We start from the raw sequence: 24,623 nt of genomic DNA on the forward strand, positions 1-24,623 counted from the left end.
TCGGCGAGGCGGCCCATGGACTGGTCGGCGCTCGCATTGTCCCTTCGCCTCGGTGGCTTCACCGTCTTGGTTTTGCTTCCGATCGGCATAGCGATCGGTCGGTTGCTCGCCTACGTGCCGTTTCCAGGTAGAAGCTGGGCCGAAGCCGCCATCGCTTTACCTCTCGTTCTGCCGCCGACCGTCATCGGCTATTATCTCCTCGTCGGCTTCGGCGGGGCCTCAAGCTTCGGTCAAATCTACCAGTCGCTGTTCGGGCACTCGCTGGTGTTCAGCTTTGACGGCCTATTAGCCGCTTCCATCTTGATCAATCTCCCTTTCGCGATCCAGCCGACACAACGAGCGTTCGAGGCAATCCCGCCTGAAGTGCGAGACGCTGGCGCTTGTTCGGGCATGTCGCCATGGCGGGTGCTCACGCAAATCGAAATACCCCTCGCGTGGCCTGGGATTGTCACCGGCCTTGTTCTCACGTTCGCGCACACGCTGGGGGAGTTTGGCGTCGTGCTGATGGTAGGTGGGAGCATCCCCGGCCAGACTAAGACCATGGCAATCGCCATCTATGATCGTGTGCAAGCGTTCGACAACGCTGCGGCGGGAGCAATGTCGGCGTTACTTCTGGTCCTGTCGCTGATCGCGCTTGGAATCACCTTCATGCTCTCGCGGCGCATTGGTCGCCGCTATGTCTGAAGGCTTGCGCGTGATTGTCGAGCAATCGGGACCAATTCCGTTGGCCGCCGAGCTGGTCTGCGCGCCGGGCAAGTTGCTGGCGCTCGTGGGCCCGTCCGGCAGCGGAAAATCAACTATTCTCAGGGCGATTGCGGGTCTCTACCGGCCAGGACACGGGCGCATCGCCTGCAACGGCGCCGTCTGGTTCGACGCCGAGAAGGGAATCGATCTGCCGCCGCATCGCAGATCGGTCGGACTGGTCTTTCAGAGCTACGCGCTCTTTCCGCACATGACAGCCCTCGGCAATGTGGTCGCCGCTCTCGGTCATCTCCCGCCGGACGCACGCATTGAACGCGGACGGGAGCTATTGCGTCTCGTTCACCTTGATGGCCTCGAAGAACGCCGACCGTCGGCCTTGTCGGGTGGGCAGCAGCAGCGCGTGGCGGTTGCGCGGGCGCTCGCTCGAGATCCGGACGTCTTGCTTCTGGATGAACCTTTTTCGGCAGTCGACCGACGCACGCGGCGCCGTCTGCACAGTGAGCTGCAGGAGCTGCGCGCGGCCGTGTCGATGCCGATCGTCATGGTCACCCACGACCTAGATGAAGCGGCGGCTCTCGCTGACGTCTTATGCGTGCTGGATCAAGGGGAGACCCTTCAAACGGGTCGGCCGAGTGATGTTCTATCGCGTCCTACCAGCGAACGCGTGCGCGAAGCGTTGGACCTCCGTTCGGAGGTTGAACATGAGCGGGTCTGAGGCGCGCGCCTTTCCGGTTCTCGTGCGGGGCATCGGGGACGTTGGTTCTGCGGTTAGCGTCCTTCTTTTTCGTGCCGGCTATCCCGTCGCGTTGCACGATGATCCCGAGCCGGCAACATCGCGACGCGGCATGGCATTCACCGATGCGGTGTTTGATGGGACCGTTACCCTCGAGGGCATCACTGCACGGCGCATCGATACGCCCGCCATGTTGCGAGAGGCCTTCGTTGCGCGCGACGCGGTGCCTATCAGCGTAGCGCCCTTTGAAGAAGTACTTGAGGCGGCGAGCTGGTCTGTTCTTGTCGACGCGCGATTGCGCAAGCGCGCCATTCCCGAACGCCAACGGGGTTTAGCTCCGCTCACCCTTGGACTCGGGCCGAACTTCGTCGCGGGTGAAACTGTCGACTTGGCAATCGAAACCGCTTGGGGTGAGCACCTGGGCGAGATCATTCGGTTGGGCGCTACATTGCCGTTCGGCGGGGAGCCTCGATCGCTCGGTGGCGCCGGACGGGCGCGGTTCGTTTACGCACCCGTGGCAGGTCGCTTTGAGACGACAGCCCGGATTGGGAATCGCGTCGAGTCTAGAGAAGTCGTGGCAACGATCGGTACGGCTGCTCTGACAGCACCGCTTTCCGGCGTGATCCGAGGCCTGACTCGCCGCGGCGTGTCTGTCGGGGTTGCCGCAAAGGTGATCGAGGTCGACCCGCGCGGAGATCCGTCGAGCGCCTTTGGCCTGGGAGAACGACCCAGACGCATTGCTGAGGGTGTCTGCCGGGCGTTGGCGGAGAACTTGACGGGGACGTCCATGGTAAGTGGCGGAGCGTAGTTATGACAGTGGTTGATACGAGACCTCGTAATCCTGCTTCCGCGTTTGGCGGTGGCGCGATCATCGGCGCGCTTGGCGGACTCATCGGGCTTGGTGGCGCTGAGTTTCGACTGCCGCTGCTGATCGGCATGTTCCGTTTTGTGGCTCTAGAGGCTGTCATCCTCAATAAGGCAATGAGCTTGGTCGTCGTCGCTTCGGCGTTACCGTTTCGGGCAACAAACGTGCCGTGGGGCGCCGTCGCGTCGCACTGGATGGTGATTGTCAACCTGCTCGCAGGCAGCCTAGCAGGTGCGTGGTTCGGAGCGGGATGGGCGACACGGCTCCGGTCGGAAACACTCTATCGGATCATCGCGGTGCTGCTGGTGATGATTGCCGTGGTGCTCGTGGTCGGCCACTATGCACATGATGGCGGCCATCCGCTGTTGACTGGAACAGCTCAAATTGTAGCCGGTGTGATGGCTGGCGTCGTCATCGGTGTTGTGGCCGCGCTCCTTGGCGTGGCCGGAGGCGAGTTGCTGATCCCCACGCTCGTCCTGCTGTTCGGGTGCGACATCAGGCTGGCTGGCAGCCTCTCGCTAGCCGTCAGCCTGCCGACGATGCTGATGGGCTTCACGCGGTACAGCCGCGACAGTAGTTTTTCTGTGCTCGGCCACAACAAGGCGTTCGTGCTGATCATGGCCATAGGCTCGATCGTTGGCACTTTCATTGGCGCACAGCTTCTCGGCGTTGTGCCCAGTTCCGTGCTGTTACCGCTTCTAGCAGTCATCTTGCTCCTCAGCGCCGTCAAAGTCTGGCGCCATAAGTAGCCACCGTCGTCCCATCCCTGCCGACCGAACCTGAGCGGGACACATCTACCGTTGAACTGCGCACAATCCCGAGCACTGCTTAACCTCCCTACAACGGAGATTGAGCATGGCCATGACGTTTCAGGGCGAGTTCACCCGCTTCTTCGGATCCCGGCGGCCAATCGGAATGATCTCCAACGGCAGAGCGCCAAACGCGACCCGGCGCCAGTCAATCGGCCTGGAGCTCTTTCGCACGCATCGACCACGAGCCTTCGTCGACTCAATAAGAAGACCACCGAGCAGCTTGATTTCGCGTAGCGGCCACGGCGGCAAGCATCCGCCGTCGAGACTGCGACGTTCGGCGCGCCATGCATCCGGGGAAGGACCATCCCGCTCTCGAATGGGCTTTCCTTGGTTCGGCCGCGGCCTTCCACGATCAACCCGCAAGGGGTTCGCTACGCAAGCGTGCGACCTCTTCGGCTTCGCCTGCGAGGTGACCGCGGCCGCGCCCGAACACGTCGGCGCCTGTCGAGCGGGGATGGTCCCCGCCCCAAGACGGGAGCCTCACGATGTCGCAGAATCTCACCCTCGCTCAGGATCACGCCCTCGATCTCGCCCGCACGTTGATGGTGCCGGTGGTTCTCTTTCAGGTCGACGACGAATTCGGCGTCATGGTTTCCAGCGAATACGACGGCGAAGAAGAAGCCATCATGCATGATTATGATCCGTGGGAGATTATGGAGAGCTCGGACTAAACACGCCCGGATTCGCACAGCCCCGCGCAAAGCCGGGCTGTACATAATCGCAACCACACAAGGGCTATCAGTCGGTCCACACGAAGAGAGTGTGGACGCTTTCCTTTGCGGCGAAGGCAGACAGAAAAGTCAGATGGCACGCTAATTCACGCATGGATGCTTTGCTCATCGATGGCGTTTCGATAGATCAGCACCATGAAAACAATCGATAACAACAGGCCGACCTTTATTAAAGAGAACATCCGCTGGCTTTCTGGCGGATTTCTGCTCACGCTTTTTTCGTCGTTTGGTCAGACCTTTTTCATCGGCCTGTCGGGCAATGACTTGCGCGCGACCTTTCACCTCTCAGGCGGCGCGTTCGGCGGCATTTACATGCTGGCAACGCTCGCCAGCGCAGCGACGTTGCCGTGGCTGGGTCGTACGCTCGACCTGATGCCGGGCTGGAAGGTAATTCGTTTCACCATGCCGGCGCTTGCGACTGCCTGTGTGCTGATCGCGATCGCACCCAACATCCTCGTGCTGACACTCGCCATCTACCTCCTGCGCCTTTTCGGACAGGGTATGATGACTGAAACAGCGTTTACCGAGATCGGCCGATGGTTTGTCGCCAACCGGGGCCGAGCGATGGCGCTGATCGTGCCCGGTCAACAGGCTGGCTCGGCGGTCCTGCCGGCGACCGTCGTGCTGATCGAGCGGATGAGCGGGAACTGGCGGACGGCCTGGTTTGCTTCGGCGGCGGTGCTCATGGTCGTCGGCCTGCCAATCATCATTGCTTTGATGAGGATCGAGCGGGTGCCCAAATCGCATGAGGCGAATTCGCAGAGCGCGCGCACAGCGCGAGACTGGACCCGTGGCGAAGTCGTGCGGGACCCGGTCCTCTACATGCTGCTGGCGGGAACACTGGCCCCGTCCTTTATCGGCACCGTGATCTTCTTTCATCAGGGCTATCTGATCGCGCTGCGCGGCTACGATCCACTGATCTTCGCCGGAGCCTTTTCCGTCATGTCGGTAACGACGATCGTTTTCGGCCTCGTTTGCGGCTTTCTCATCGACCGGTTCGGTGCGCTCAGATTGCTGCCCTTTTTCCTAGCGCCGCTCGCCGTCGCATCCGTGGCCGTCGCGCTGATCATACCGGTCTGGGGCATCTATGCCTTCATGTTGCTGCTCGGTATCAGCAACGGTTTCACCTCTACATTGCTCGGGGCCCTGTGGCCGGAGGTCTACGGGCTGGCCAATCTTGGAGGCATTCGCGCGATCACTGTCTCGGGGATGGTGCTGGCGTCGGCCCTCGGCCCCGGCATCACCGGGGCTCTGATCGATATGGGGATTCCTCTACCCACGCAGATGCTGTGGATGGCCGCATGGTGCGTTCTCGCCTCGCTCGCGCTCGCCGTGGCTGCGAACAAAGTTCGAGCGCGCGAAATGCGGCGGAAATTGAGCCCTTCGCACTTGCAGCAACCCTGAATCTACGTTAAGCGACAAGCATATTAGTCGGACCCGGCTCGCCGGGTGGCTCCGCCCGGCGCCTATCCCCGGGACAACCTTCAAGCATCGCGGCTGAGGCCGCTCGCTCGCCAGCGTGCCTAACATGGCGCGTGGCGGATGCTTCATGCACGTTGCTGAATTCCATATGCCAAGTCTCGCCTCTATCCGACGCGATTGGTTCGCCAGTCCGCGCGCCGATATCCTTGCAGGCATCGTCGTCGCTCTGGCGCTGATTCCAGAAGCGATCGGGTTTTCCGTCATTGCCGGCGTCGATCCGCGCGTCGGGCTTTACGCCTCCTTTTCGATTGCCGTTATCATCGCCTTCACCGGTGGCCGGCCGGGCATGATCTCGGCCGCAACCGCCTCAGTCGCCGTCGTCATTATCCCGCTCGTTCGCGAACATGGCGTCGAGTATCTGTTTGCCGCAACTGTCCTGATGGGCGTTCTGCAGCTGGTTGCGGGGCTGCTGCGTCTTGATCTGCTGATGCAGTATGTCTCGCGCTCGGTCATTACCGGCTTCGTCAATGCACTCGCCATTATGATCTTCTTGGCGCAGATGCCGCAGCTCGTACACGTGCCGCCGGTCACTTATGCCCTGATCGCCGCCGGCCTAGCGATCATCTATCTGTTCCCGTATCTCACGAAGGCCATCCCGTCTCCGCTAGTCGCCATCGTCGTCCTGACGATCGTCACAATCTATGGCGGCATACACGTCAATACCGTCGGTGATATGGGCAAGCTGCCGACTTCTCTTCCGGTTTTCGCTCTGCCGAACGTGCCGTTCAACCTGGACACCCTTAGGATCATCTTGCCCTATTCGCTGACGATGGCGGCGGTTGGTCTGCTCGAATCGATGCTGACGGCGCAGATCGTCGACGACTTTACCGACACGTCGTCGAACAAGGCGCGCGAGATGCGCGGCCAGGGCATCGCCAATTTCGTCACCGGGTTCTTCGGGGCGATGGGCGGCTGCGCGATGATCGGCCAATCGGTGATCAACGTGAAGTCAGGTGGCTCGACGCGGCTGTCGACATTGATCGCGGGTGTATTTCTGTTGTTCCTCCTCGTCGTGCTCAATCCGCTGGTCGCCCGCATTCCGATGCCGAGCCTTGTCGCGGTGATGATCATGGTCTCAATCGGCACCTTTTCCTGGCGGTCTGTGAAGGATGTCCGCCATCATCCCTGGCAGTCTTCGCTGGTCATGGCGGCGACGGTGGTGATCGTTGTGTGGAGCGACAATCTCGCCGCAGGCGTCGTGGTGGGCGTGGTTCTTTCCGGTCTGTTCTTCGCCTCCAAGGTGCGGCGCATGTTCACCGTGTCCTCCGACATTTCGGAGGATGGCCGCACACGCACCTACCGGGTTTCCGGCGAAATATTCTTCGCCTCGGCCGAGCGCTTCGCCGACGCCTTCGATTTCAAGGAGGTGCTCGATGACGTGGTGATCGATCTCACCGACGCCCATTTCTGGGACATCACCGGTGTGGGAACCCTCGACAAGACGGTAATCCGATTCCGGCGTGAAGGAACGGCGGTCGAGGTGGTGGGCCTCAACGAGGCGAGCGCGGCGATGGTCGAGCGTTTCGGCGTCCACGACAAACCGGACGCCGAAAAGCTGCTGGCGGCGCATTGAGGAGGAAGAGACCATGCAGAACATTCTCGCCTGTATCGATGCTTCCAGCTACGCCACGTCGGTCTGCGATCTCGCCGCTTGGGCCTCGAGGAAGTTGGAATTACCCGTGGAACTACTCCACGTGGTCCAGCGGAAGGATGCGGTTGCCGAACGGCACGACCTATCGGGAGCAATCGGGCTCGGTGTGAAGTCACAGTTGCTCGAGGAATTGACCCAACTCGAGGCAGCCGATGCCCGCCTTCAGGTCGAACGCGGTCGCGTATTGCTTGCGGCTGGCGAAGAGCGGTTGAAGACGGCCGGGGCCATTGGAATGAAGACGCTCCATCGCCACGGCGGTATCGTCGAGACGATCCTGGAGCGCGAGACCGAGGCGCGCGTCGTCGTGATCGGCAAGCGTGGCGCCAGTCACGAGTTTGCGCAGGATCACGTTGGTTCCAAAGTCGAGCGCGTTGTCCGTGCGAGCAGCAAGCCTATCCTGATTGCTTCCCGCAGTATCGAGCCGCCGCTCGCCGCCGTGCTGGCCTATGACGGCAGTCCTGCAGCTGGCCGAGCGCTTGAGCGGTGTGTCGACTCACCGTTGTTTCGCGAGTTGCCTGTCCATATCGTCGTCGCCGGCGCTGATGATGAGCGGCATCGTCGGCTACTTGAGGACGCGCGTGCCAAACTCGACGGTCGCGAGGTGGCGACGACGCTGAAGCAAGGCAAGCCGGAGGACGTGATATCTTCAGTGGTTGGTGCAACCCCCGGTGCGATCCTGCTGATGGGCGCCTATGGTCACTCGCCGTTCAGAACCCTGATCGTCGGCAGCACGACCACAACCATGATACGCACCGTGCGCGTGCCGGTTCTCCTTATGCGCTAAGGACGGCCCACTTAGCTTCCGATGCAGACGGCGACTTCGATCTACGTTCCGGGACCCGCGCCACGCACTCTTAACGCACAGACGCGTGTTTGGACACGATGCCCAACAAAATGTGTGATGCGACGCGTCCGGTTTGGATGGAAAGTCGGCGCCAACCCCTTTAGTCTCACGGCCTTGGCGTGTGCTGCGTGCGCCTCCGCTTCACCACAACGGAGATCAAACGACCTTATTACGAGGGACGCAGACGCATGTTTTCAAATCATCCTAACGCGCCGCTCAAGGGCCGCATCAATTCCACACTTCGCCGCTTTCTGAACAACGAAGCCTCAGGTGGCCTTCTTCTGATGGTCATCGCGTTGCTCGCGATCATTACCGCTAATTCCTCGCTCGCCCATGTCTACTTTTCTGCCCTGCACGCTGATTTGGGGCCGTTAAGCCTGCAGCACTGGATCAATGATGCACTGATGGCAGTGTTCTTCCTGATGGTGGGGCTGGAGATCAAACGCGAGATGATAGACGGTCAACTGTCGAGCTGGACACGCCGGCTCTTGCCCGGTGTGGCGGCCGCCGGAGGAATGCTGATCCCAGCGCTCATCTACATCACTTTCAATCACGCGGATTCAAAGGCGATTCACGGTTGGGCAATTCCGTCTGCCACCGATATAGCCTTCGCTCTCGGGGTGATCTCGTTGCTTGGGTCACGTGTGCCGACCTCGCTCAAGGTGTTTTTGGCGGCGCTCGCGATCATCGACGATCTTGGCGCCGTCATCATCATTGCATCGTTCTACACCAGCGGGCTCTCACTGCCGAATCTTGCCGGCGCAGCGGGCGTAGTGGCGATACTGCTCGTTCTCAACAAACGTGGGGTGAATTCCCTCATCCCCTATCTGCTGCTCGGCGCCGTGCTCTGGGTTCTGGTGTTTCGTTCGGGAATCCATGCGACGATCGCCGGCGTCGTTTTAGCGCTAACCATCCCGATTAAGTTGACACCCGGCACACCGGAAGCTTCGCCAGATATTTCACCGTTACACAGGCTTGAGCACATGCTTCACGCCCCCGTGGCCTATCTGGTCGTTCCGATCTTCGGATTCGCCAACGCCGGTGTTTCGTTTGCCGGAGTGACTCCCGCAGTTCTTTTTGAGCCACTCTCTCTTGGCGTGGCTGGAGGCCTCGTGCTCGGAAAGCTGATCGGCGTGTTCGGTGCGGTTTTCTTCATGGTGCGGACGGGATTGGCTGACCTTCCGGCCGCCGCAAGCTGGGGCCAAGTGTTTGGCGTTGCCCTTCTATGCGGTATCGGTTTCACCATGAGCCTATTTATTGGATTACTTGCCTTCGATGACGCTGCACTCCAAGACAGGGTGAAGTTTGGTATTCTGGCCGGTTCGTTGATCGCCGGCATCTCAGGTTACATCGTGCTGCGGATAGCCCACCGAAGGAAGCCTCAGGCTCAGGCTCAGGCTCAGGCTTAGTAGTGGGCGCGGCTCGCGAAAGCAGGCCGGGTCAGATGGCGGCCAGCTTAACTCGCGCGGCGAGCTTCTCCGCAGCCTCCTTGCGCTCGCTATAGCGGCCGGTGAGGTAGGCAGAGGGGCCGCGCGTCAGAAGAGTGAACTTCACCAACTCCTCCACGACGTCGACGACGCGATCGTAATAGGGCGACGGCTTCATCCGGCCGTCCTCATCGAACTGCTCATAGGCCTTGGCGACCGAGGACTGGTTCGGGATGGTGATCATGCGCATCCAGCGGCCGAGGACACGCATCTGGTTGACGGCGTTGAAGGACTGCGATCCGCCGCTCACCTGCATGACCGCGAGCGTCTTGCCCTGGGTGGGCCTGACCGCCCCGAGGGACAGCGGTATCCAGTCGATCTGCACCTTCATGATGCCCGTCATGGCCCCGTGGCGCTCCGGGCTGCACCAGACTTGTCCCTCCGACCAGGCCGATAGGTCACGCAATTCCTGAACCTTGGGGTGATCGACGGGTGCATCATCCGGAAGCGGCAAGCCGCTGGGGTTGAAGATGCGGGTCTCGGCCCCGAAGGCTTCAAGAAGACGAGCGGCTTCCTGGGCCTGGAACTGGCTGAACGATCGCTCGCGCAGGGAGCCGTACAGCAGCAGGATGCGCGGTGGGTGCGTCGGCGGCTCTGGGATCAGCGCAACCGTCGTCGGACGTTCGAACGCATCGGCATCGATGTTCGGCAAATCCGTCAAATCGGGCGCCTGCATCAGCGCGCCTCTTTGACGACGCGCGGCGCTGTCTGGCCGCGGTCGTACCAGCCCTTAGATCGGTTCACGATCCAAACAACGGTTAGCATGACCGGCACTTCGATCAGCACGCCGACCACGGTGGCCAGTGCCGCACCGGACTGGAAACCGAACAGGCTGATCGCGGCGGCGACCGCCAGCTCGAAGAAATTGGAGGCGCCTATCAGGGCGGAGGGGCCTGCGACGCAATGTTGCTCGCCGGAAATCCGGTTCAGCACATAGGCGAGCCCCGCGTTGAAATAGACCTGGATCAGGATCGGCACGGCGAGCAGCGCGATGACGAGCGGTTGCGCCAGGATCTGCTCACCCTGAAAGCCGAACAGCAGCACCAGCGTCGCCAGCAGGGCGATGAGCGAGACGGGCTGCAGCCGGTCGAGACAGGCCTTCAATCTCGGCTCCCCGCCGCTTGCGAGGAGGCGCTGGCGCAGGAGCTGTGCGGCGATCACGGGCACAATGATGTAGAGGGCAACCGACAGGACGAGCGTGTTCCAGGGCACCGTGATGGCCGAGAGTCCAAGCAGCAAGCCGACGATCGGCGCGAAAGCGAACACCATGATGGAGTCGTTGAGCGCGACCTGGCTCAGCGTGAAATGCGGCTCGCCCTTGGTGAGGTTCGACCAGACGAACACCATTGCCGTGCAGGGTGCGGCAGCGAGGATGATGAGGCCCGCGATATAGCTGTCGATCTGAGCGGCCGGCAGATACGGCCGGAACAGATACCCGACGAAGAGCCAGCCGAGCGCCGCCATCGAGAACGGCTTCACGGCCCAGTTGACGAACAACGTGACGCCGATGCCGCGCCAATGCTCCTTCACCTGACCGAGCGCGGCAAAGTCGATCTTGATCAGCATCGGCACGATCATCAGCCAGATCAGCGCCGCTACCGGCAGATTGACCTTGGCAATCTCGGCGACGCCGATCGCATGGAACACGCCCGGCATGAAATGGCCGAGCGCGACACCGGCCACGATGCAGAGTGCGACCCAGAGGGTGAGATAGCGTTCAAAGGTGGACATGGGGCTGCCTTACGCTGTCGCCACGCGGCGGCCGTGTTCGTCCACCACGCGCTCACCGTCTTCCTTGACGAACTCGCCGCGCTGCGGCGGCAATAGATCGAGCACGTCCTCGGAAGGACGGCAGAGCCGGACCCCTTTGGGTGTCACGACGATTGGCCGATTCATCAGGATCGGATGCGCCTGCATGGCGTCGAGAAGCTGGTCATCGGTCAGGCTTGGATCGCCAAGGCTAAGCTCGGCATAGGGCGTGCCCTTCTCGCGCAGGAGCGCGCGAACGGGAGTGCCCATGCGCGCGATGAGCTGCTTGAGCATCGTCCGCGAGGGCGGTGTCTTCAGATACTCGATGACGTGAGGTTCGACGCCGGTATTGCGGATCATTGCATAAGTGTTGCGCGAGGTCCCGCAGTCGGGATTGTGGTAGATGATGATGTCCATGGCTTGCCTCACGCCGCGTTTGGACGATGCGATGTCGAACCTTCGCTTTGGCCGATCTCACGCAGCTTCGTGCCGAGCGCCATCTTGTCGAGGCTCTTCAGCGGCAGCGCCGTGAACAGCCCGATGCGGGTCTTCAGGTGGCGAAACGCAGCGACGAAGGCGGCTTCCTTCTGGATGTCGGAGCCCTCAACCGAGGCCGGGTCCTCGATGCCCCAATGGGCCGTCATCGGCTGGCCCGGCCAAACGGGGCAGGTCTCGCCGGCGGCGCTGTCGCAGACCGTGAACACGAAATCCATGACAGGCGCGCCTGGCTCCGCGAACTCCTCCCAGCTCTTCGAGCGGAAGCCATCGGCCGGGTAATCGAAGCTGTCGAGCACCTTCAACGCGAAGGGGTTGACCCGTCCCTTCGGGTGACTGCCGGCTGAGAAGGCGTGGAAATGGCCCGCGCCGTCCTTGCGCAAAATACTTTCGGCCAAAATCGAGCGAGCCGAATTGCCGGTGCAAAGGAACAGCACGTTGTAGATACGGTCAGCCATGGGCGACCTCCTTGGACGATGGCTTTTGTGGCGAACAACAGGGTGACAGGTCGGCGATCAGCGGCGCGCACAGCTCCGGTCGGCCGCCGCAGCAGTCCTTGACGAGGAAGCCAGTGAGCCCCCGCACCGCCTCAAGCTGGGCGCGGTAAACGATGGACCGGCTCTGGCGCTCGGCCTCGATCAGTCCGGCGCGGGTCAGTATCGCAAGATGCGTCGACATGGTGTTGTGGGGCACGTCCATGCGGCGCGCGACCTCGCCGGCCGGCAGCCCGTCAGGTTCGTGCTCCATCAGGAGCCGAAACACCTCCAGCCGGGTGGGCTGGGCAAGCGCCGAGAAGGCGAGAATGGCTTGATCTGCGTCCATATGTCGAGAATATTCGACGTATGGAGATAATGCAAGCTGCCATCGACTGTACGCGGAGAGAGGCCCCGTCCAGGCTATCGTTGAACTGCACATAATCCGGAGGCCTGCTCGAATCCCCACAATGGAGATCGAGCATGCCGACACCCTTTCGCCTTCAGCTCAGGATCGAAGATCCAGATAATGTTCTCTGGCCCATCATGGGCTTCTACACCGACTATCTCGTGCGCAGCCGTTATGAAGCTAAGCGCCGTCGCCGATATACGGCCTCAGCTCTTCACTTTGGCGACTGGCTACATAGCCAGGGCGCTGGACCAGGCGACATCGACGAGACTCGAATAGGCCGGTTCCTCACGGGTCACCTGCCTACCTGTTCATGCGATCATCCGACCCCGCACGGACTTATCCTCAACAGAGCGGCGCTCAACAACCTTCTCCGCGTGCTGCGCAGGCACAATATCGCTGTTACACCTGCGCCTGACGCAATCGAGCTGGAGCTCGCCCGGTTCGATGCCAAGATGAACGATGTCTGGGGGCTGACGCAGGGCACGCGAGATCATCGTCGCCGCATCATCCGACGGCTTCTCCGGGAACAGCTTGGCACGGGTCCGATCGAGCTTGGTGAGATTAAGCCCAATGCTGTTCGCACTTTCGTGCTGGGCGACGCTGGCCGAAGCACCAGCACGATCCGTGTCATGGCTGGCGCGGTCCGTTGCTATCTCCGTTATCGTGCGCTCATCGGTGACGATGTTGCTCTTCTCCGCAAAGCCGTGCCGCGGCCCGCATTCTGGCGGGATGCAGAACTGCCGGAAGCTCTGTCGGCAGCAGATGTCGAGCGATTGTTCTCTGCCTTCGAAAAGCCCTGTCCGTCGCGCCGGCGAGGCTACGCCATCGTGCGTTGTCTAGCCGATCTCGGCCTGCGTTCGAGCGAAGTAATTCGGTTGACCCTCGATGACATCGATTGGACGGAAGGCATCGTGAGAGTGCCCGCCGGGAAAGCTCGGCGTTCGGACATCCTTCCGCTCTCGCCAGCAACCGGCGAAGCGATTGTCGACTATATCCTCAATGAGCGACCCGCGACCGCTCGCCGTGAGGTGTTCGTCCGCCACGTCGCACCGCTCGGCGAGCCGGTTGGGAGGCGTGTCGTGCAGAAGACGCTGCATGCCGCCTACGCTCGGCTCGGCTGGGACCGAAGTCGTGTCCACATCCTCCGACACACGCTCGCAACCCGGCTGATCAACTCCGGTGTACCGATGAAGCAGATTGCTGACGTCTTGCGCCACCGGAGCATCGTCACTTCCGCCACATATGCGCGGGTCGACGTCGCACGGCTGGCGTCTGTCGCACTGCCGTGGCCGGGAGCAATGGCATGAGTGCCCCGGTCACAATGCTCGCGCGCGCCGAGGCTTACCTTGCCGAGCGTCGTCAACTCGGATTCGCGCTGGATCGGTCCGGTAGTCTCACATTGGCCTTCGCCCGCTTCGCCGATGCAAGCGGCCACGAAGGTCCGCTCGGCTCCGCCATAGTGCTACGCTGGGTAAAGGAGCAGGCGGTGTGTGCCGATCCCTTCACCTGGGCGCAGCGCCTCAACGTGCTCCGGCCGTTCGCGCGTCATCTGGTGGACGCAGAATCGGGAACCAGCTTCCCGGAGGGCGCGCCGTTCGGACGCTCGAAGCGCCGGATCGCGCCACACATCTTCACACCGGCCGAGGTGAACGCGCTCATGACGGCCGCGCGTACTCTTCCGCCTGTGTTTGGCGCCGGCCCGACCACGTTCCCGACGCTTCTCGGCCTCCTTGCTTCAACGGGCCTGCGCATCTCCGAAGCGCTGCGGCTTCGATGCGGCGACCTTGACGAGGCTTTCACCAGCATCACGGCGAAACACTCCAAGTTCAAGAGAACGCGCATTGTCCCGTTACACCCAACCGCGACGGTGGCTTTGCGAGATTACATGCGGACCCGCGCAAGGCTCAACACGACCGACCGCTCTGCGCCACTCTTCCTCGACGAACGAAGCGGCGAGATTCTACGTTACGGCGCCGTGCGTCGAGCATGGCTTCGGCTGACGAAAAACCTCGGCATCGTGCCGCGCGGCGGACATCAGTTCATCCGCATCCACGATTTGCGGCATACCTTCATCTGTTGTCGGCTGATGCTCTGGCAAGCCGAGGGTACAGACATCGACAATGCAATGCTGGCGCTCTCGACCTATGTCGGCCACGTCAATCTCGGCGACACATACTGGTACATGCAGGCTGTCCCCGAACTCATGGCGCTGGCCGGAGACCGCTTCGAGACACTTGCATTGCACTTCGGGGAGGCGCGCCATGATTGAGGCAAACCCTTCGTTCCCGATGCTCCTCCAGCGCTTCTTCGCTGATTATCTTCGTCAGCAACGCGCTGTCAGCTCCAACACAGTCGCGGCTTACCGCGACACGTTCAAGTTGCTGCTTGTCTTCGCGCAAAAAACGATCCGCAAAGCACCGACGGACCTCGTCCTGGCCGACCTGAACGCCACGCTGATACTCGCCTTCCTCGACCATCTCGAGAGCGAGCGGAAGAATACCGTTCGGAGCCGCAATGCGCGCCTGTCCGCCATCCGCTCGTTCCTGAAGTATGCCGCCCACGAGGATCTAACTGCGCTCGCGGTCATCGAGCGCAGCCTTGCCGTCCCGCAGAAGCGTCATGACAGAGCCGTGCTCGGCTTCTTATCCCGATCCGAAATGGAGGCGATCATCGCAGCGCCGGACTGCGCGACGTGGGCGGGCCGGCGCGATCAAGCGCTGTTCACGCTCCTGTACAATACTGGTGCCAGGGTCTCCGAGGCGATCAACCTCAAGGTCGGTGACGTGGTACTGGATATCTCGCCAGTCGCTCACCTCCACGGCAAGGGGAGAAAGCGCCGGAGTGTTCCGCTCTGGAAGGCGACCGCCGCGACACTCCGACGATGGCTTCGCCACCTGCCAGATGCGAGCCCACACGGGTATCTGTTCCCAAGCGGCGCGGGTCGACGGTTGTCGCGATCGAGCGTGACTCAGCGACTCGGCCAGGCCGTTGCCCAAGCGGCGTGCGAACTTCCGGCTCTTGCTGACCGGGCGACCTCGCCTCACACGATCCGCCACACCACAGCGATGCACCTGCTGCAATCGGGCGTGGACATCACCGTTATCGCGTTGTGGCTCGGCCATGAGCACCCGAGCACGACGCATATGTATTTGGAGGCGGACCTCGCCATGAAGGAGGAGGCGTTGAGTCACCTCCAGCCAATTGCCACTACGCCCGTCCGGTATCGCCCACCGGACCAACTCATGGCCTTCCTCCAGTCGCTGTGATTATGCGCAGCCCGACTCTGCGCCGGGCTGCGCAATTGCCACACTCTTCAGTCCGAGCTTTCCATAATTTCCCACGGATCATAATCATGCTTATGCGCAGGTGGGCATAAGCATGAATACGACCCGTGGTCCCCGGCTCACTGAGCCGGGCGACCGGTGCCGCTGGCGCTGCGCCAGATGCAAGGGAGGCTGCGCCGCGGATAAACGAAACCATCGTAACGACTTGCCAGCGCGCCCTTGCATCCGGCACGCTTCGCGGCAGGCGGACGGCGTCTCGTTGGTGTGTCGACGGGCGTCAACCGAAGAAAGGATCGGGCCGGAGCCCGAGTAGTGAAGCCATGGAGAAGAGCGAAATCGAAGAATTGAGAGACAGGGTCGGCTGTGCCGCCTTGTTGGAAGACGACGGCTGGAAAGTCGACGTGAAGGAGAGCACCCGACGCGCGGTGAAGTACCGCCGCGATGCGAAGATCGTCATCGTGATCCACGACGGTCGCGGCTGGTTCGATCCGTTGTCCGCGGCGAAAGGCGACGTGTTCGACCTCGCCGAGCATCTGGGCGCTCATGGCTTCCCCGAAGCGTCCGCGCGCGTTGCCGCCCTCGTGGGTTTCGTTCCCGCAGCGCCCGCGTGGGAGCGGCAGAGTCGGCCGGCGCCGATCGATTCCGTCACCGACCGCTGGGCGCGTCGCGCCAGGCCTCGGCCCGGCTCGGCGACCTGGCGCTACCTGACGGAAGAGCGCGGTATCCCCGAATCGATCGTGGCGACGGCGGTCCAGCAGGATCTGCTGCGCGAGGGACCGCACGGCAGCATGTGGGCGGCACACCGCAATGGCGACGGTGCCCTTATCGGTTGGGAGGAGCGTGGCCCGCAGTGGCGCGGCTTTGCCACCGGCGGCACCAAGGAGCTTCTCCGGCTTGGTCCATCGGCGGCGCCGCGGATCTGCGTCACCGAGGCCGCAATCGACGCCATGAGTCTCGGGGCAATCCAGGTGTTGCGCCCGGACACACTCTACGTCAGCACGGGTGGCGGCTGGTCGCCCGCAAGCGAGAAGTCTATCCGCCGGCTCGCAGAGCGGCCGGGCACGCGGCTGGTGGCGGCGACCGATAACAACCGACAGGGCGACGTCTACGCCGACCGCATCCGCGCGATCGCGGCCGAGGCCGGCGCCGGCTACGCACGCTCGCGGCCGCGCGCCGGCGACTGGAACGAAGACCTGAAGGCGCTTCTCGCGCGGATCGAGAGCGAGCCGCTGGCAAAAGCGGGGTGACGGCGCCGCGGGAAATCGCTCGCCTTACTTGAGCAGCATCCAGACTGCCATCGCGACCATCATCAGGTTCTCGGTCAGCGAGACGAAGCCAAGCGGAACGTTGCTGTCGCCGCCGACGCACGCGCACTTGAGCTCGCGGCGGTCGATGTAGACCGCCTTGAACACGGAGACAGCGCCGATCGAGCCGATGACGAGCGCGACGGGGATAGCGACCCACAGCAACGCGCCGGCGATCATGAGGATGCCGGCTGCCGCCTCGCCAAAGGGATAGATGTACGCGTAGCGGACCCATCGTTGCGCAAGCAGGTCGTAGCCCAGGAACATGTTCGAGAAGCTGTCGAGGTCGCGCAGCTTCAACATGGCGAGGATGCACATCGATATCGCAATGAACCACTCGCCTGCCCGCACCGTCGCGAGAGTCCCGAACGCGCTCCAGCTCGCGGCGAGCGCGATCAGCGCCGCGATCGCGAAGACGGCAATGACGGGCTGGTATGACGTCGTCTTCGGATCCGCCACTTCCTTGCCGAAGTAGCGAAGCAGGTCTTGGTAGCCCCCGATGCGCTCTCCGCCGATGAACGTCTGCGGTGTCGTCTTGACCCCGTGCTCGGCCATGAATGCGTCGGTCTCGCTGCGCGTCTTCAGCTCGTGGTCGTCGACCTCGTATCCCTCGCGCCCGAGAAGGTCGCGGGACTTCAGCCCGAACGGGCAGATGTGCTGGTCCGTCACCATTCGAAACAGCTGGGCTTGACGCACCGGTGCGCTCACTTGCTCTTCCCTTCCTTGCTAGCGCCTCGCGCGGTCGAAGAGGGCGACGATCTCGTCGACCTTCTCCCTCTGCTCGGCTTTGTCTCCCGTGCTGATCGCGTGGGCGACGCAGTTGGCCGCGTGGTCGCGCAGGACCTCGCCCTCGGCGCGCGCGAGCGCCGTCTTCACCGCCTGGATCTGCTGCAGCACATCAATGCAGTAGCGGCCCTCCTGCACCATCCGCGCGATGCCCTGGACCTGGCCGGCGATACGATTGAAGCGGTTTACCTTCGCCTTCGTCCGAGCGCTCGCCGCATCCACCACAGATACTCCCACTGAGTATGTGTTGAACGCTGCCGGATCGACGTCGTTCCGCCAACCGGCGCGCCGAGCGCCGGCTTTGAGGATGAGGGAGGGGGAAAAACGAGGAAAGGAGGAATGACGTGCCGCATGCCCGGCCGGCGCGTCAAGGGAGGCTTCGCCCGCTACGCGGCCCTTGACCCGCCGGTCCGGAGAGGCGGCCGCGAAGGAGGGGTCAGAAGGGCTGAAGAGGATGGCGGACCGAAGGGTGAGCCGCGCTCCAGCCCGACGAGGCTGAAAGGAGCCCGCCCATGACCCTCTCTCCGATCTGCAAGGTCTTCCAAGGGACCGCCGACCGCCGGCAAATGTTCCGCATGTTCGATCGCCACGCGCAGCGGCCGAACCGCTCGCCGGACGACGGCGCCCTCTACCGCGGCGAGTGGTTTGAGATCGGCGAGGCCGAGTACGACACCATGCTCGACATCCTGCCACCCCTGTGGGTGCGCAGCGACATGTTCGCCATGCGCGAATTCCTCACCGGCAGCGTCACAAGCGTGTTCTTCGCGCTGCCGATCGACAATTGCATCCGCTATTTCCACGGCTACTGCGATCTGTCAGATCGCGCCTCGCCAGGCTGCATGCGTGCCGCGATCGTCGAGCGCGAGTCACGGCCAGTCCGTGCGATGACGCGTGAGGAGCGGCTCGAGCACATCTGGTCGAGCACCCACGACGACTACCGCGGCTACGCCGGTGAGCGTTTCACCGAGCGCCAGCGCGGTATGCGCACAGTGCTCTTCTACGGCGGGCAGCGCGGAACGATGCTCAAGCTGCTGGACGAACTCACCGACGCGGAGATCTCCGCGAAGCTGCCGGTGCATCTGCGCTACCTCCCCGACGCGATGGCAGCGTGAGGAGGCGGCGATGTTCACGTTCTCCGTCACGGCGGTGCGCGCCGTCATCATGCGCGGGCGCATCGACGCCTTTCTGAACGGCGGATTCCGCAATCCGCACTACGGCCTCGCGCCCGGCAAGGACGAGAAGCCGGGCATCTGGCTGGTGGGCGATGAAGGCGTCTACATCATGTCCAACGGCAAGCTTGCCGAGGGACAGCAGCGCCCGCTCGTCGTCTACGCCGAGGAATGCGATCCGAAGACCAATCCCGAATACTGGCACTACAAGCGCCAGTATTTCGGGGGCGACGACGGCATCGATTTCCTCGACGCCGAGATGCTGGTGAAGCTGATCGCGGCAGCACCCGCGGCCACGCACCTCACACTCGCGATGACCGACGACAGCGTCTCGATCACGCCGATCTGCCGCTGACCTCCCCGATCGCACGGCCCACTTCCCCAACCACTCGCGACCATCGATCCCGCTGACATCCGCCGGCGGGCCGCTGGCGCGCGCCTTCATCACAAGGAGATGCTCCAATGGCGCATGACGACCCCTTCACGCTCGACCTCTTCGGAGACACCGCACTCTCATCCGGCCTCGGCCTCGGCGTCACAGCTTTCGGGACTGGCCTCGGCATAGATCCGGACGATGGCGACGACCCCAATCCGTCGTCACCGGCGCCCGCAATTCCGGTCGCGGCAGCCGCGCGTCCGACACCGTCTCTCCGCCGGGCGTGCGGAGCGAATTTCCACCTCGCCGGCGACCGCGCCTTGGCGAAAGGCTGGAAAGACCGCGCGCGAGACAACATCACCGCGATCCGGCTCGCAGCGAGCATCGACGCGAAGGAGCGCGCTGCAACTGTCGAGGAGCAGGAGCAGCTGATCCGCTTCACCGGATTCGGCGCCTCCGAGCTCGCCAACTCCGTCTTCCGCCGCCCTGGCGAGGCCGAGTTTCGGAAGGGCTGGGAGGCGATCGCCGAGAACCTGCAGGACGCGGTCGACGATTTCGACCACGCCTCGCTGGCGCGCTGCACGCAGTATGCGCACTTCACGCCGGAGTTCATCGTTCGCGCGATCTGGGCTGGCTTGCGGCGCCTCGGCTGGCGCGGCGGCCGCGTCCTCGAGCCGGGGATCGGCACCGGGCTGTTTCCAGCGCTGATGCCGGAAGGGCTGCGCGATGTCTCGCACGTCACCGGCATCGAACTCGATCCCGTGACGGCGCGGATCGTCCGCCTGCTGCAGCCCGGCGCGCGCATCATAACCGGGGACTTCGCGCGTACCGAGTTGCCCGCGAGTTTCGACCTCGCCATCGGCAATCCGCCGTTCTCCGACCGCACCGTGCGCTCCGACCGCGCCTACCGTTCCATGGGCCTGCGCCTGCACGACTACTTCATCGCGCGCGCGATCGACCTGTTGAAGCCGGGCGCGCTCGCCGCCTTCGTCACCTCGCACGGCACGATGGACAAGGCGGATTACGCCGCGCGGGAGCGCATCGCGAAGTCGGCTGACCTGATCGCCGCCGTTCGGCTCCCCGAGGGCAGCTTCCGCTTCGCCGCCGGCACCGACGTCGTGGTCGACCTCCTGTTCTTCCGCAAGCGCAAGGTCGGCGATGCCGAGGGCGACCTGTCGTGGTTGGACCTCGAGGAGATCCGGCCCGCGACCGAGGACGAGAGCGCGATCCGCGTGAACCGGTGGTTCGCGCGGCACCCCGACTTCGTGCTCGGCGTGCACGCGCTCGCCTCGGGCCCCTTCGGCGAGGCTTACACGTGCCTGCCGCGTGACGGTGAGGACCTCGCCGCAGCGCTTGCGGCCGCCGTCAATCTCCTTCCGGAAGCAGTCTACGACGGCGAGCCCGAAGCGATTGATTTCGATCTGGAAGATGCGAGCGATTTGGGTGCCGTCGACCTGCCGCCGGATCGCCACGTCCGCGAGGGCAGCTACTTCTTCGACAAGGCGCACGGCCTGATGCAGGTCGTCGACCGCGAGCCCGTTACGGTGAGAGCGCGCAAGGGCCGCGGCGCCGAGGGCATCCCGGAGAAGCACGTGCGCATCGTCCGCAAGCTGATTCCGATCCGCGACGCCGTGCGCGAGGTGCTGAAGGCGCAGGAGCTCGACCGGCCGTGGAAGGACGCGCAGGTCCGCCTGCGCATCGCCTGGTCAAGCTTTGTCCGCGACTTCGGCCCGATCAATTTCACGACCGTCTCCATCGCGGAGGATGACGAGACCGGCGAAACACGCGAGACGCACCGCCGGCCGAACATCCAGCCCTTCCTCGACGACCCCGACTGCTGGCTCGTCGCCTCGATCGAGGATTACGACCTCGAGACCAACACCGCGAAACCCGGGCCGTTGTTCACCGAGCGCGTGATCGCGCCGCCGGTGGCGCCGGTGATCGCGAGCGCGGCCGACGCGCTCGCCGTTGTCCTCAACGAGCGCGGGCACGTCGACGTCGACCACATCGCCGAGCTCCTGCATCGCGACGCGCAGGATGTCGTCGCCGAACTCGGCAGCGCCATCTTCCGCGACCCGTCTGACGGATCGTGGCAGACGGCCGACGCCTACCTCTCCGGCCCTGTCCGCGAGAAGCTGAAAACCGCGGAGGCCGCGGCCGCCCTCGACCCGGAGTACGAACGCAATGTCTCTGCCCTGCAGGGCGTGCAGCCTGCCGACCTCAAGCCGTCCGACATCACGGCGCGTCTCGGCGCACCATGGATTCCGGCCGCCGACGTCGTCGCCTTCGTCAAGGAGACGATGGATGTGGAGATCAAGATCCACCACATGCCGGAGCTCGCGTCGTGGACCGTCGAGGCGCGGCAGCTCGGGTGGACGGCGACAGGCACGTCGGAGTGGGGCACGGACCGCCGACACGCGGGTGAACTGCTCGCCGACGCGCTCAACAGCCGCGTGCCTCAGATCTTCGACACGGTGAAGGAGGAGATGAGCGAGCGGCGCGTGCTCAACGTCGTCGACACCGAGGCGGCGAAGACGAAGCTCTCGAAGATCAAGGACGCGTTCCAGCGCTGGATCTGGTCCGATCCCGACCGCACTGACCGCCTGGCGCGCGTCTACAACGACCGGTTCAACAACATCGCGCCGAGAGCCTTCGACGGTTCCCACCTGAAGCTTCCCGGCGCCTCTGGCGCCTTTTCTCTTTATGGACATCAGAAACGCGGCATCTGGCGCATCGTCTCGGCCGGCTCGACCTACCTCGCGCACGCCGTCGGCGCCGGCAAGACCATGACAATGGCCGCCGCCGTCATGGAGCAGCGCCGCCTCGGCCTGATCGCCAAGGCGATAGTCGTCGTGCCGGGCCACTGCCTGGCGCAGGCCGCACGCGAGTTCCTGGCGCTCTACCCGAACGCGCGCATCCTCGTCGCCGACGAGACGAACTTCACCAAGGATAAGCGGCACCGCTTCCTGTCGCGGGCGGCCACGGCGACCTGGGACGCGATCATCATCACGCACAGCGCGTTCCGCTTTATCGCGGTGCCGTCGGTGTTCGAGCAGCAGATGATCCAGGACGAGCTGGAGCTCTATGAGACGCTGCTGACCAAGGTCGAAAGCGACGATCGCGTCTCGCGCAAGCGTCTCGAGCGGCTGAAGGAGGGGTTGAAGGAGCGGCTGGAGTCGCTGTCGACGCGCAAGGACGACCTGCTGACCATTTCGGAGATCGGAATCGACCAAATCATCGTCGACGAGGCGCAGGAGTTCAGGAAGCTCTCCTTCGCCACCAACATGTCGACGCTCAAGGGCGTCGACCCGAGCGGCTCGCAGCGCGCCTGGGACCTTTATGTGAAGTCCCGTTTCGTCGAGACGAAGAACCCTGGCCGCGCGCTCGTGCTCGCCTCGGGCACGCCGATCACCAACACGCTGGGCGAGATGTTCTCGGTGCAGCGCTACCTTGGCTACGCAGCGCTCAGCGAACGCGGCCTGCACGAGTTCGACGCCTGGGCGTCGACCTTCGGCGATGTCTCGACCGAGCTCGAACTGCAGCCGTCCGGCAAGTACAAGCCGGTGACGCGCTTCGCCACCTTCGTTAACGTGCCGGAGCTGATCGCGATGTTCCGCTCCTTCGCGGACGTCGTGATGCCGCAGGACCTGCGGCAGTACGTGAGGGTGCCGGCGATCTCGACGGGCAAACGGCAGATCCTCACCGCGAAGCCGTCGTCGGCGTTCAAGCGCTACCAAACCCTGCTCGGCGAGCGCATCAAGGCGATCGAGGAGCGCGACCGCGCGCCCGAGCCCGGCGACGACATCCTGTTGTCGGTCATCACCGATGGGCGGCATGCGGCGATCGACCTCCGCCTCGTCGATCCGGACAACGACAACGAGGCCGACAACAAGCTGAACCAGCTCGTCGGCAACGCTTTCCGCATTTGGAGCGAGACGGCCGACAACGCCTACGTCCGCTCCGACGGCAAGCCGTTCGAACTGCCAGGCGCCGCGCAGATGATCTTCTCCGACCTCGGCACGATCAGCGTCGAGAAGTCGCGCGGCTTCTCCGCCTACCGCTGGATCCGCGACGAGCTCGTCCGCATGGGCGTGCCCGCGTCCGAGATCGCCTTCATGCAGGATTACAAGAAGTCCGAGGCGAAGCAGCGCCTGTTCGGCGACGTGCGCGCCGGCAAGGTCCGCTTCCTGATCGGCTCGTCCGAGACGATGGGGACGGGCGTCAATGCCCAGCTCCGCCTCAAGGCCCTGCACCACCTCGACGTGCCGTGGCTGCCGTCGCAGATCGAGCAGCGCGAGGGGCGCATCGTGCGGCAGGGCAACCAGCACGACGAGGTCGACGTCTTCGCCTACGCGACCGAGGGCAGCCTCGACGCGCAGATGTGGCAGAACAACGAGCGCAAGGCGCGTTTCATCGCGGCCGCGCTCTCGGGCGACACCTCGATCCGCCGGCTCGAAGACATGGGCGAGAGCCAGGCCAATCAGTTCGCGATGGCCAAGGCAATCGCGTCGGGCGACCCGCGGCTGATGCTGAAAGCGGGGCTCGAGGCCGACGTCGCTCGGCTTGAGCGCCTGCGGGCTGCGCATATCGACGACCAGCACGCGGTGCGCCGGCAAATCCGCGACGCCGAGCGCGACATCGAGTTCTCCATCCGCCGGCTCAGTGAGATTGGGCAGGACATCGAGCGCCGCATCCCGACTTCGGGCGACGCCTTCGCCATGGTGGTGACCGGAGAGACGTACGCCGAGCGCAAGCTCGCGGGCCGCGCGCTGCTGAAGGAAATCCTGACGCTGGTGCAGCTTCAGCAGGAAGGCGAAACCGTCATCGCCTCGGTCGGCGGCTTCGGCGTCGAATACAGCGGCGAGCGCTTCGGGAAAGACGGCTACCGCTTCACCACGGCGCTGCTGCGCACCGGAGCCGACCACGAAATCGAGTTGCCGGTCACTGTGACGCCGCTCGGCGCCGTCGCCCGGCTTGAGCACGCGCTCGACGACTTCGAAGGCGAGCGCGAGCGCTTCAGCCAGCGCCTGGCGGACGCTCGCAAGCGGCTCGCCTCCTACGAGTCGCGCGACGGCGGCGACTTCGTCTTCGCCGGCGAGCTAGCGCAGAAGCGCCGGCAGCTCACCGAGGTGGAGAAGGCCTTGGCGGAGGACAGCGAGAGCGAAGGCGGCATGGCCGCGGCCGCCTAAAAAACGAAATGGAAAACCGGAGAGATGCCTGCTCGCAGATCGGGCGGGCCGTCGATGCTGGCGCTCAACCGCCGCCTGC

General features: G+C 63.7%; 23 protein-coding genes and 1 other annotated feature. Of the genes, 16 read left to right on the top strand and 7 right to left on the bottom strand.

Annotated elements, in window-relative coordinates:
• The first annotated feature begins 15 nt into the window (after positions 1 to 15).
• From modB to nhaA, 9 genes are all read left to right on the top strand, one after another.
• On the top strand, positions 16 to 684 hold the full coding sequence (gene modB / locus ASC80_RS21945) for a molybdate ABC transporter permease subunit (protein WP_015822485.1): 669 nt from the start codon (positions 16 to 18) through the stop codon (positions 682 to 684).
• Positions 677 to 1,417, top strand: coding sequence for an ABC transporter ATP-binding protein (locus ASC80_RS21950; protein WP_041358600.1), 741 nt, complete (start codon positions 677 to 679; stop codon positions 1,415 to 1,417). Before modB ends, ASC80_RS21950 begins: the two co-directional genes overlap by 8 nt.
• A complete protein-coding gene (locus ASC80_RS21955) occupies positions 1,404 to 2,243 on the top strand; it encodes a hypothetical protein (RefSeq protein ID WP_050983371.1) in 840 nt (279 codons plus the stop codon). The genes ASC80_RS21950 and ASC80_RS21955 overlap by 14 nt, the downstream gene beginning before the upstream one ends.
• 2 nt (positions 2,244 to 2,245) lie before the next feature.
• The gene (locus tag ASC80_RS21960) at positions 2,246 to 3,049 is read left to right on the top strand and encodes a sulfite exporter TauE/SafE family protein (protein ID WP_015822482.1); all 804 of its coding nucleotides are present in this window, start codon (positions 2,246 to 2,248) and stop codon (positions 3,047 to 3,049) included.
• Positions 3,050 to 3,597: 548 nt separating this feature from the next.
• Positions 3,598 to 3,783 (top strand): hypothetical protein, encoded by a 186-nt coding sequence (locus tag ASC80_RS21965; protein ID WP_056301890.1) that lies wholly within the window; start codon positions 3,598 to 3,600, stop codon positions 3,781 to 3,783.
• A 195-nt stretch (positions 3,784 to 3,978) separates the two neighbouring features.
• Complete coding sequence (locus ASC80_RS21970; protein ID WP_056301892.1) at positions 3,979 to 5,247, top strand: MFS transporter; 1,269 nt, start codon at positions 3,979 to 3,981, stop codon at positions 5,245 to 5,247.
• Between the two features lie 26 nt (positions 5,248 to 5,273).
• Positions 5,274 to 5,326 (top strand) — a sequence feature (sul1 is cis-regulatory element that is thought to sense ions involved in sulfur or methionine metabolism; They are found in Alphaproteobacteria).
• Positions 5,327 to 5,413: 87 nt separating this feature from the next.
• Positions 5,414 to 6,898, top strand: a complete 1,485-nt coding sequence (locus tag ASC80_RS21975; RefSeq protein WP_056301894.1) for a SulP family inorganic anion transporter — start codon at positions 5,414 to 5,416, stop codon at positions 6,896 to 6,898.
• 13 nt (positions 6,899 to 6,911) lie between these two features.
• Positions 6,912 to 7,760: a universal stress protein gene (locus ASC80_RS21980; RefSeq protein WP_056301896.1), complete on the top strand. Its 849-nt coding sequence runs from the start codon at positions 6,912 to 6,914 to the stop codon at positions 7,758 to 7,760.
• A 248-nt stretch (positions 7,761 to 8,008) separates the two neighbouring features.
• Positions 8,009 to 9,229: a Na+/H+ antiporter NhaA gene (gene nhaA, locus ASC80_RS21985; RefSeq protein ID WP_056301897.1), complete on the top strand. Its 1,221-nt coding sequence runs from the start codon at positions 8,009 to 8,011 to the stop codon at positions 9,227 to 9,229.
• A gap of 31 nt (positions 9,230 to 9,260) precedes the next feature.
• On the opposite strand, the gene arsH is transcribed toward nhaA, so the two are convergent.
• From arsH to ASC80_RS22010, 5 genes are read right to left on the bottom strand one after another with little or no spacing between them, the layout of a single operon-like run.
• Positions 9,261 to 9,983 carry an arsenical resistance protein ArsH gene (arsH, locus tag ASC80_RS21990; protein ID WP_056301901.1) on the bottom strand — a complete coding sequence of 241 codons (723 nt, stop codon included), beginning with the start codon at positions 9,981 to 9,983 and terminating at the stop codon, positions 9,261 to 9,263.
• Positions 9,983 to 11,038, bottom strand: coding sequence for an ACR3 family arsenite efflux transporter (arsB, locus tag ASC80_RS21995; protein WP_056301902.1), 1,056 nt, complete (start codon positions 11,036 to 11,038; stop codon positions 9,983 to 9,985). Before arsB ends, arsH begins: the two co-directional genes overlap by 1 nt.
• Before the next feature lie 9 nt (positions 11,039 to 11,047).
• On the bottom strand, positions 11,048 to 11,473 hold the full coding sequence (gene arsC / locus ASC80_RS22000) for an arsenate reductase (glutaredoxin) (RefSeq protein WP_056301903.1): 426 nt from the start codon (positions 11,471 to 11,473) through the stop codon (positions 11,048 to 11,050).
• Between the two features lie 8 nt (positions 11,474 to 11,481).
• A complete protein-coding gene (locus ASC80_RS22005) occupies positions 11,482 to 12,009 on the bottom strand; it encodes an arsenate reductase ArsC (protein WP_056301904.1) in 528 nt (175 codons plus the stop codon).
• Positions 12,002 to 12,373, bottom strand: coding sequence for an ArsR/SmtB family transcription factor (locus ASC80_RS22010; RefSeq protein WP_056301905.1), 372 nt, complete (start codon positions 12,371 to 12,373; stop codon positions 12,002 to 12,004). The genes ASC80_RS22005 and ASC80_RS22010 overlap by 8 nt, the downstream gene beginning before the upstream one ends.
• A 134-nt stretch (positions 12,374 to 12,507) precedes the next feature.
• Between ASC80_RS22010 and ASC80_RS22015 the strand changes: the two genes are divergently transcribed.
• The 4 genes from ASC80_RS22015 to ASC80_RS22030 all read left to right on the top strand — a co-directional run bounded on the left by ASC80_RS22015 (position 12,508) and on the right by ASC80_RS22030 (position 16,967).
• Complete coding sequence (locus ASC80_RS22015; protein ID WP_056301906.1) at positions 12,508 to 13,743, top strand: tyrosine-type recombinase/integrase; 1,236 nt, start codon at positions 12,508 to 12,510, stop codon at positions 13,741 to 13,743.
• A gap of 14 nt (positions 13,744 to 13,757) precedes the next feature.
• Positions 13,758 to 14,705, top strand: a complete 948-nt coding sequence (locus ASC80_RS22020; RefSeq protein WP_056301907.1) for a tyrosine-type recombinase/integrase — start codon at positions 13,758 to 13,760, stop codon at positions 14,703 to 14,705.
• Positions 14,698 to 15,702, top strand: coding sequence for a tyrosine-type recombinase/integrase (locus tag ASC80_RS22025; protein ID WP_056301908.1), 1,005 nt, complete (start codon positions 14,698 to 14,700; stop codon positions 15,700 to 15,702). Before ASC80_RS22020 ends, ASC80_RS22025 begins: the two co-directional genes overlap by 8 nt.
• Before the next feature lie 338 nt (positions 15,703 to 16,040).
• Complete coding sequence (locus tag ASC80_RS22030) at positions 16,041 to 16,967, top strand: DUF3991 and toprim domain-containing protein (protein ID WP_056301909.1); 927 nt, start codon at positions 16,041 to 16,043, stop codon at positions 16,965 to 16,967.
• Positions 16,968 to 16,991: 24 nt separating this feature from the next.
• On the opposite strand, the gene ASC80_RS22035 is transcribed toward ASC80_RS22030, so the two are convergent.
• Together ASC80_RS22035 and ASC80_RS22040 are read right to left on the bottom strand one after the other, a co-directional pair.
• Entirely contained in the window at positions 16,992 to 17,696 is a 705-nt protein-coding gene (locus tag ASC80_RS22035; protein ID WP_056301910.1) for a MauE/DoxX family redox-associated membrane protein, read from the bottom strand.
• 54 nt (positions 17,697 to 17,750) lie between these two features.
• Positions 17,751 to 18,032, bottom strand: a complete 282-nt coding sequence (locus tag ASC80_RS22040; RefSeq protein ID WP_173427391.1) for a metal-sensitive transcriptional regulator — start codon at positions 18,030 to 18,032, stop codon at positions 17,751 to 17,753.
• Between the two features lie 290 nt (positions 18,033 to 18,322).
• On the opposite strand from ASC80_RS22040, the gene ASC80_RS22045 reads away from it, so the two are divergent.
• From ASC80_RS22045 to ASC80_RS22055, 3 genes are all read left to right on the top strand, one after another.
• Positions 18,323 to 18,922, top strand: a complete 600-nt coding sequence (locus ASC80_RS22045) for a DUF1419 domain-containing protein (RefSeq protein ID WP_056301911.1) — start codon at positions 18,323 to 18,325, stop codon at positions 18,920 to 18,922.
• Between the two features lie 10 nt (positions 18,923 to 18,932).
• Positions 18,933 to 19,334 carry a DUF3085 domain-containing protein gene (locus ASC80_RS22050; protein ID WP_056301913.1) on the top strand — a complete coding sequence of 134 codons (402 nt, stop codon included), beginning with the start codon at positions 18,933 to 18,935 and terminating at the stop codon, positions 19,332 to 19,334.
• Positions 19,335 to 19,441: 107 nt separating this feature from the next.
• A complete protein-coding gene (locus ASC80_RS22055; RefSeq protein WP_056301914.1) occupies positions 19,442 to 24,544 on the top strand; it encodes a helicase-like domain-containing protein in 5,103 nt (1,700 codons plus the stop codon).
• Positions 24,545 to 24,623 lie beyond the last annotated feature (79 nt).

The organism is Afipia sp. Root123D2, assembly GCF_001425835.1.
Lineage (GTDB): Bacteria > Pseudomonadota > Alphaproteobacteria > Rhizobiales > Xanthobacteraceae > Afipia.

Excerpts from the sequence above, each read along its gene's own strand:
- ASC80_RS22015 (WP_056301906.1), top strand. The coding sequence starts at position 12,508 with ATGCCGACACCCTTTCGCCTTCAGCTCAGGATCGAAGATCCAGATAAT.
- ASC80_RS22005 (WP_056301904.1), bottom strand. The coding sequence starts at position 12,009 with ATGGCTGACCGTATCTACAACGTGCTGTTCCTTTGCACCGGCAATTCG.
- arsC (WP_056301903.1), bottom strand. The coding sequence starts at position 11,473 with ATGGACATCATCATCTACCACAATCCCGACTGCGGGACCTCGCGCAAC.
- ASC80_RS22055 (WP_056301914.1), top strand. The coding sequence starts at position 19,442 with ATGGCGCATGACGACCCCTTCACGCTCGACCTCTTCGGAGACACCGCA.
- ASC80_RS22010 (WP_056301905.1), bottom strand. The coding sequence starts at position 12,373 with ATGGACGCAGATCAAGCCATTCTCGCCTTCTCGGCGCTTGCCCAGCCC.
- ASC80_RS22030 (WP_056301909.1), top strand. The coding sequence starts at position 16,041 with ATGGAGAAGAGCGAAATCGAAGAATTGAGAGACAGGGTCGGCTGTGCC.
- ASC80_RS22050 (WP_056301913.1), top strand. The coding sequence starts at position 18,933 with ATGTTCACGTTCTCCGTCACGGCGGTGCGCGCCGTCATCATGCGCGGG.
- ASC80_RS22020 (WP_056301907.1), top strand. The coding sequence starts at position 13,758 with ATGCTCGCGCGCGCCGAGGCTTACCTTGCCGAGCGTCGTCAACTCGGA.
- ASC80_RS22025 (WP_056301908.1), top strand. The coding sequence starts at position 14,698 with ATGATTGAGGCAAACCCTTCGTTCCCGATGCTCCTCCAGCGCTTCTTC.
- ASC80_RS21965 (WP_056301890.1), top strand. The coding sequence starts at position 3,598 with ATGTCGCAGAATCTCACCCTCGCTCAGGATCACGCCCTCGATCTCGCC.
- ASC80_RS21975 (WP_056301894.1), top strand. The coding sequence starts at position 5,414 with ATGCCAAGTCTCGCCTCTATCCGACGCGATTGGTTCGCCAGTCCGCGC.
- ASC80_RS22045 (WP_056301911.1), top strand. The coding sequence starts at position 18,323 with ATGACCCTCTCTCCGATCTGCAAGGTCTTCCAAGGGACCGCCGACCGC.
- arsH (WP_056301901.1), bottom strand. The coding sequence starts at position 9,983 with ATGCAGGCGCCCGATTTGACGGATTTGCCGAACATCGATGCCGATGCG.
- ASC80_RS21980 (WP_056301896.1), top strand. The coding sequence starts at position 6,912 with ATGCAGAACATTCTCGCCTGTATCGATGCTTCCAGCTACGCCACGTCG.
- ASC80_RS21950 (WP_041358600.1), top strand. The coding sequence starts at position 677 with ATGTCTGAAGGCTTGCGCGTGATTGTCGAGCAATCGGGACCAATTCCG.
- arsB (WP_056301902.1), bottom strand. The coding sequence starts at position 11,038 with ATGTCCACCTTTGAACGCTATCTCACCCTCTGGGTCGCACTCTGCATC.
- ASC80_RS21955 (WP_050983371.1), top strand. The coding sequence starts at position 1,404 with ATGAGCGGGTCTGAGGCGCGCGCCTTTCCGGTTCTCGTGCGGGGCATC.
- modB (WP_015822485.1), top strand. The coding sequence starts at position 16 with ATGGACTGGTCGGCGCTCGCATTGTCCCTTCGCCTCGGTGGCTTCACC.
- nhaA (WP_056301897.1), top strand. The coding sequence starts at position 8,009 with ATGTTTTCAAATCATCCTAACGCGCCGCTCAAGGGCCGCATCAATTCC.
- ASC80_RS21960 (WP_015822482.1), top strand. The coding sequence starts at position 2,246 with ATGACAGTGGTTGATACGAGACCTCGTAATCCTGCTTCCGCGTTTGGC.
- ASC80_RS22035 (WP_056301910.1), bottom strand. The coding sequence starts at position 17,696 with ATGGTGACGGACCAGCACATCTGCCCGTTCGGGCTGAAGTCCCGCGAC.
- ASC80_RS21970 (WP_056301892.1), top strand. The coding sequence starts at position 3,979 with ATGAAAACAATCGATAACAACAGGCCGACCTTTATTAAAGAGAACATC.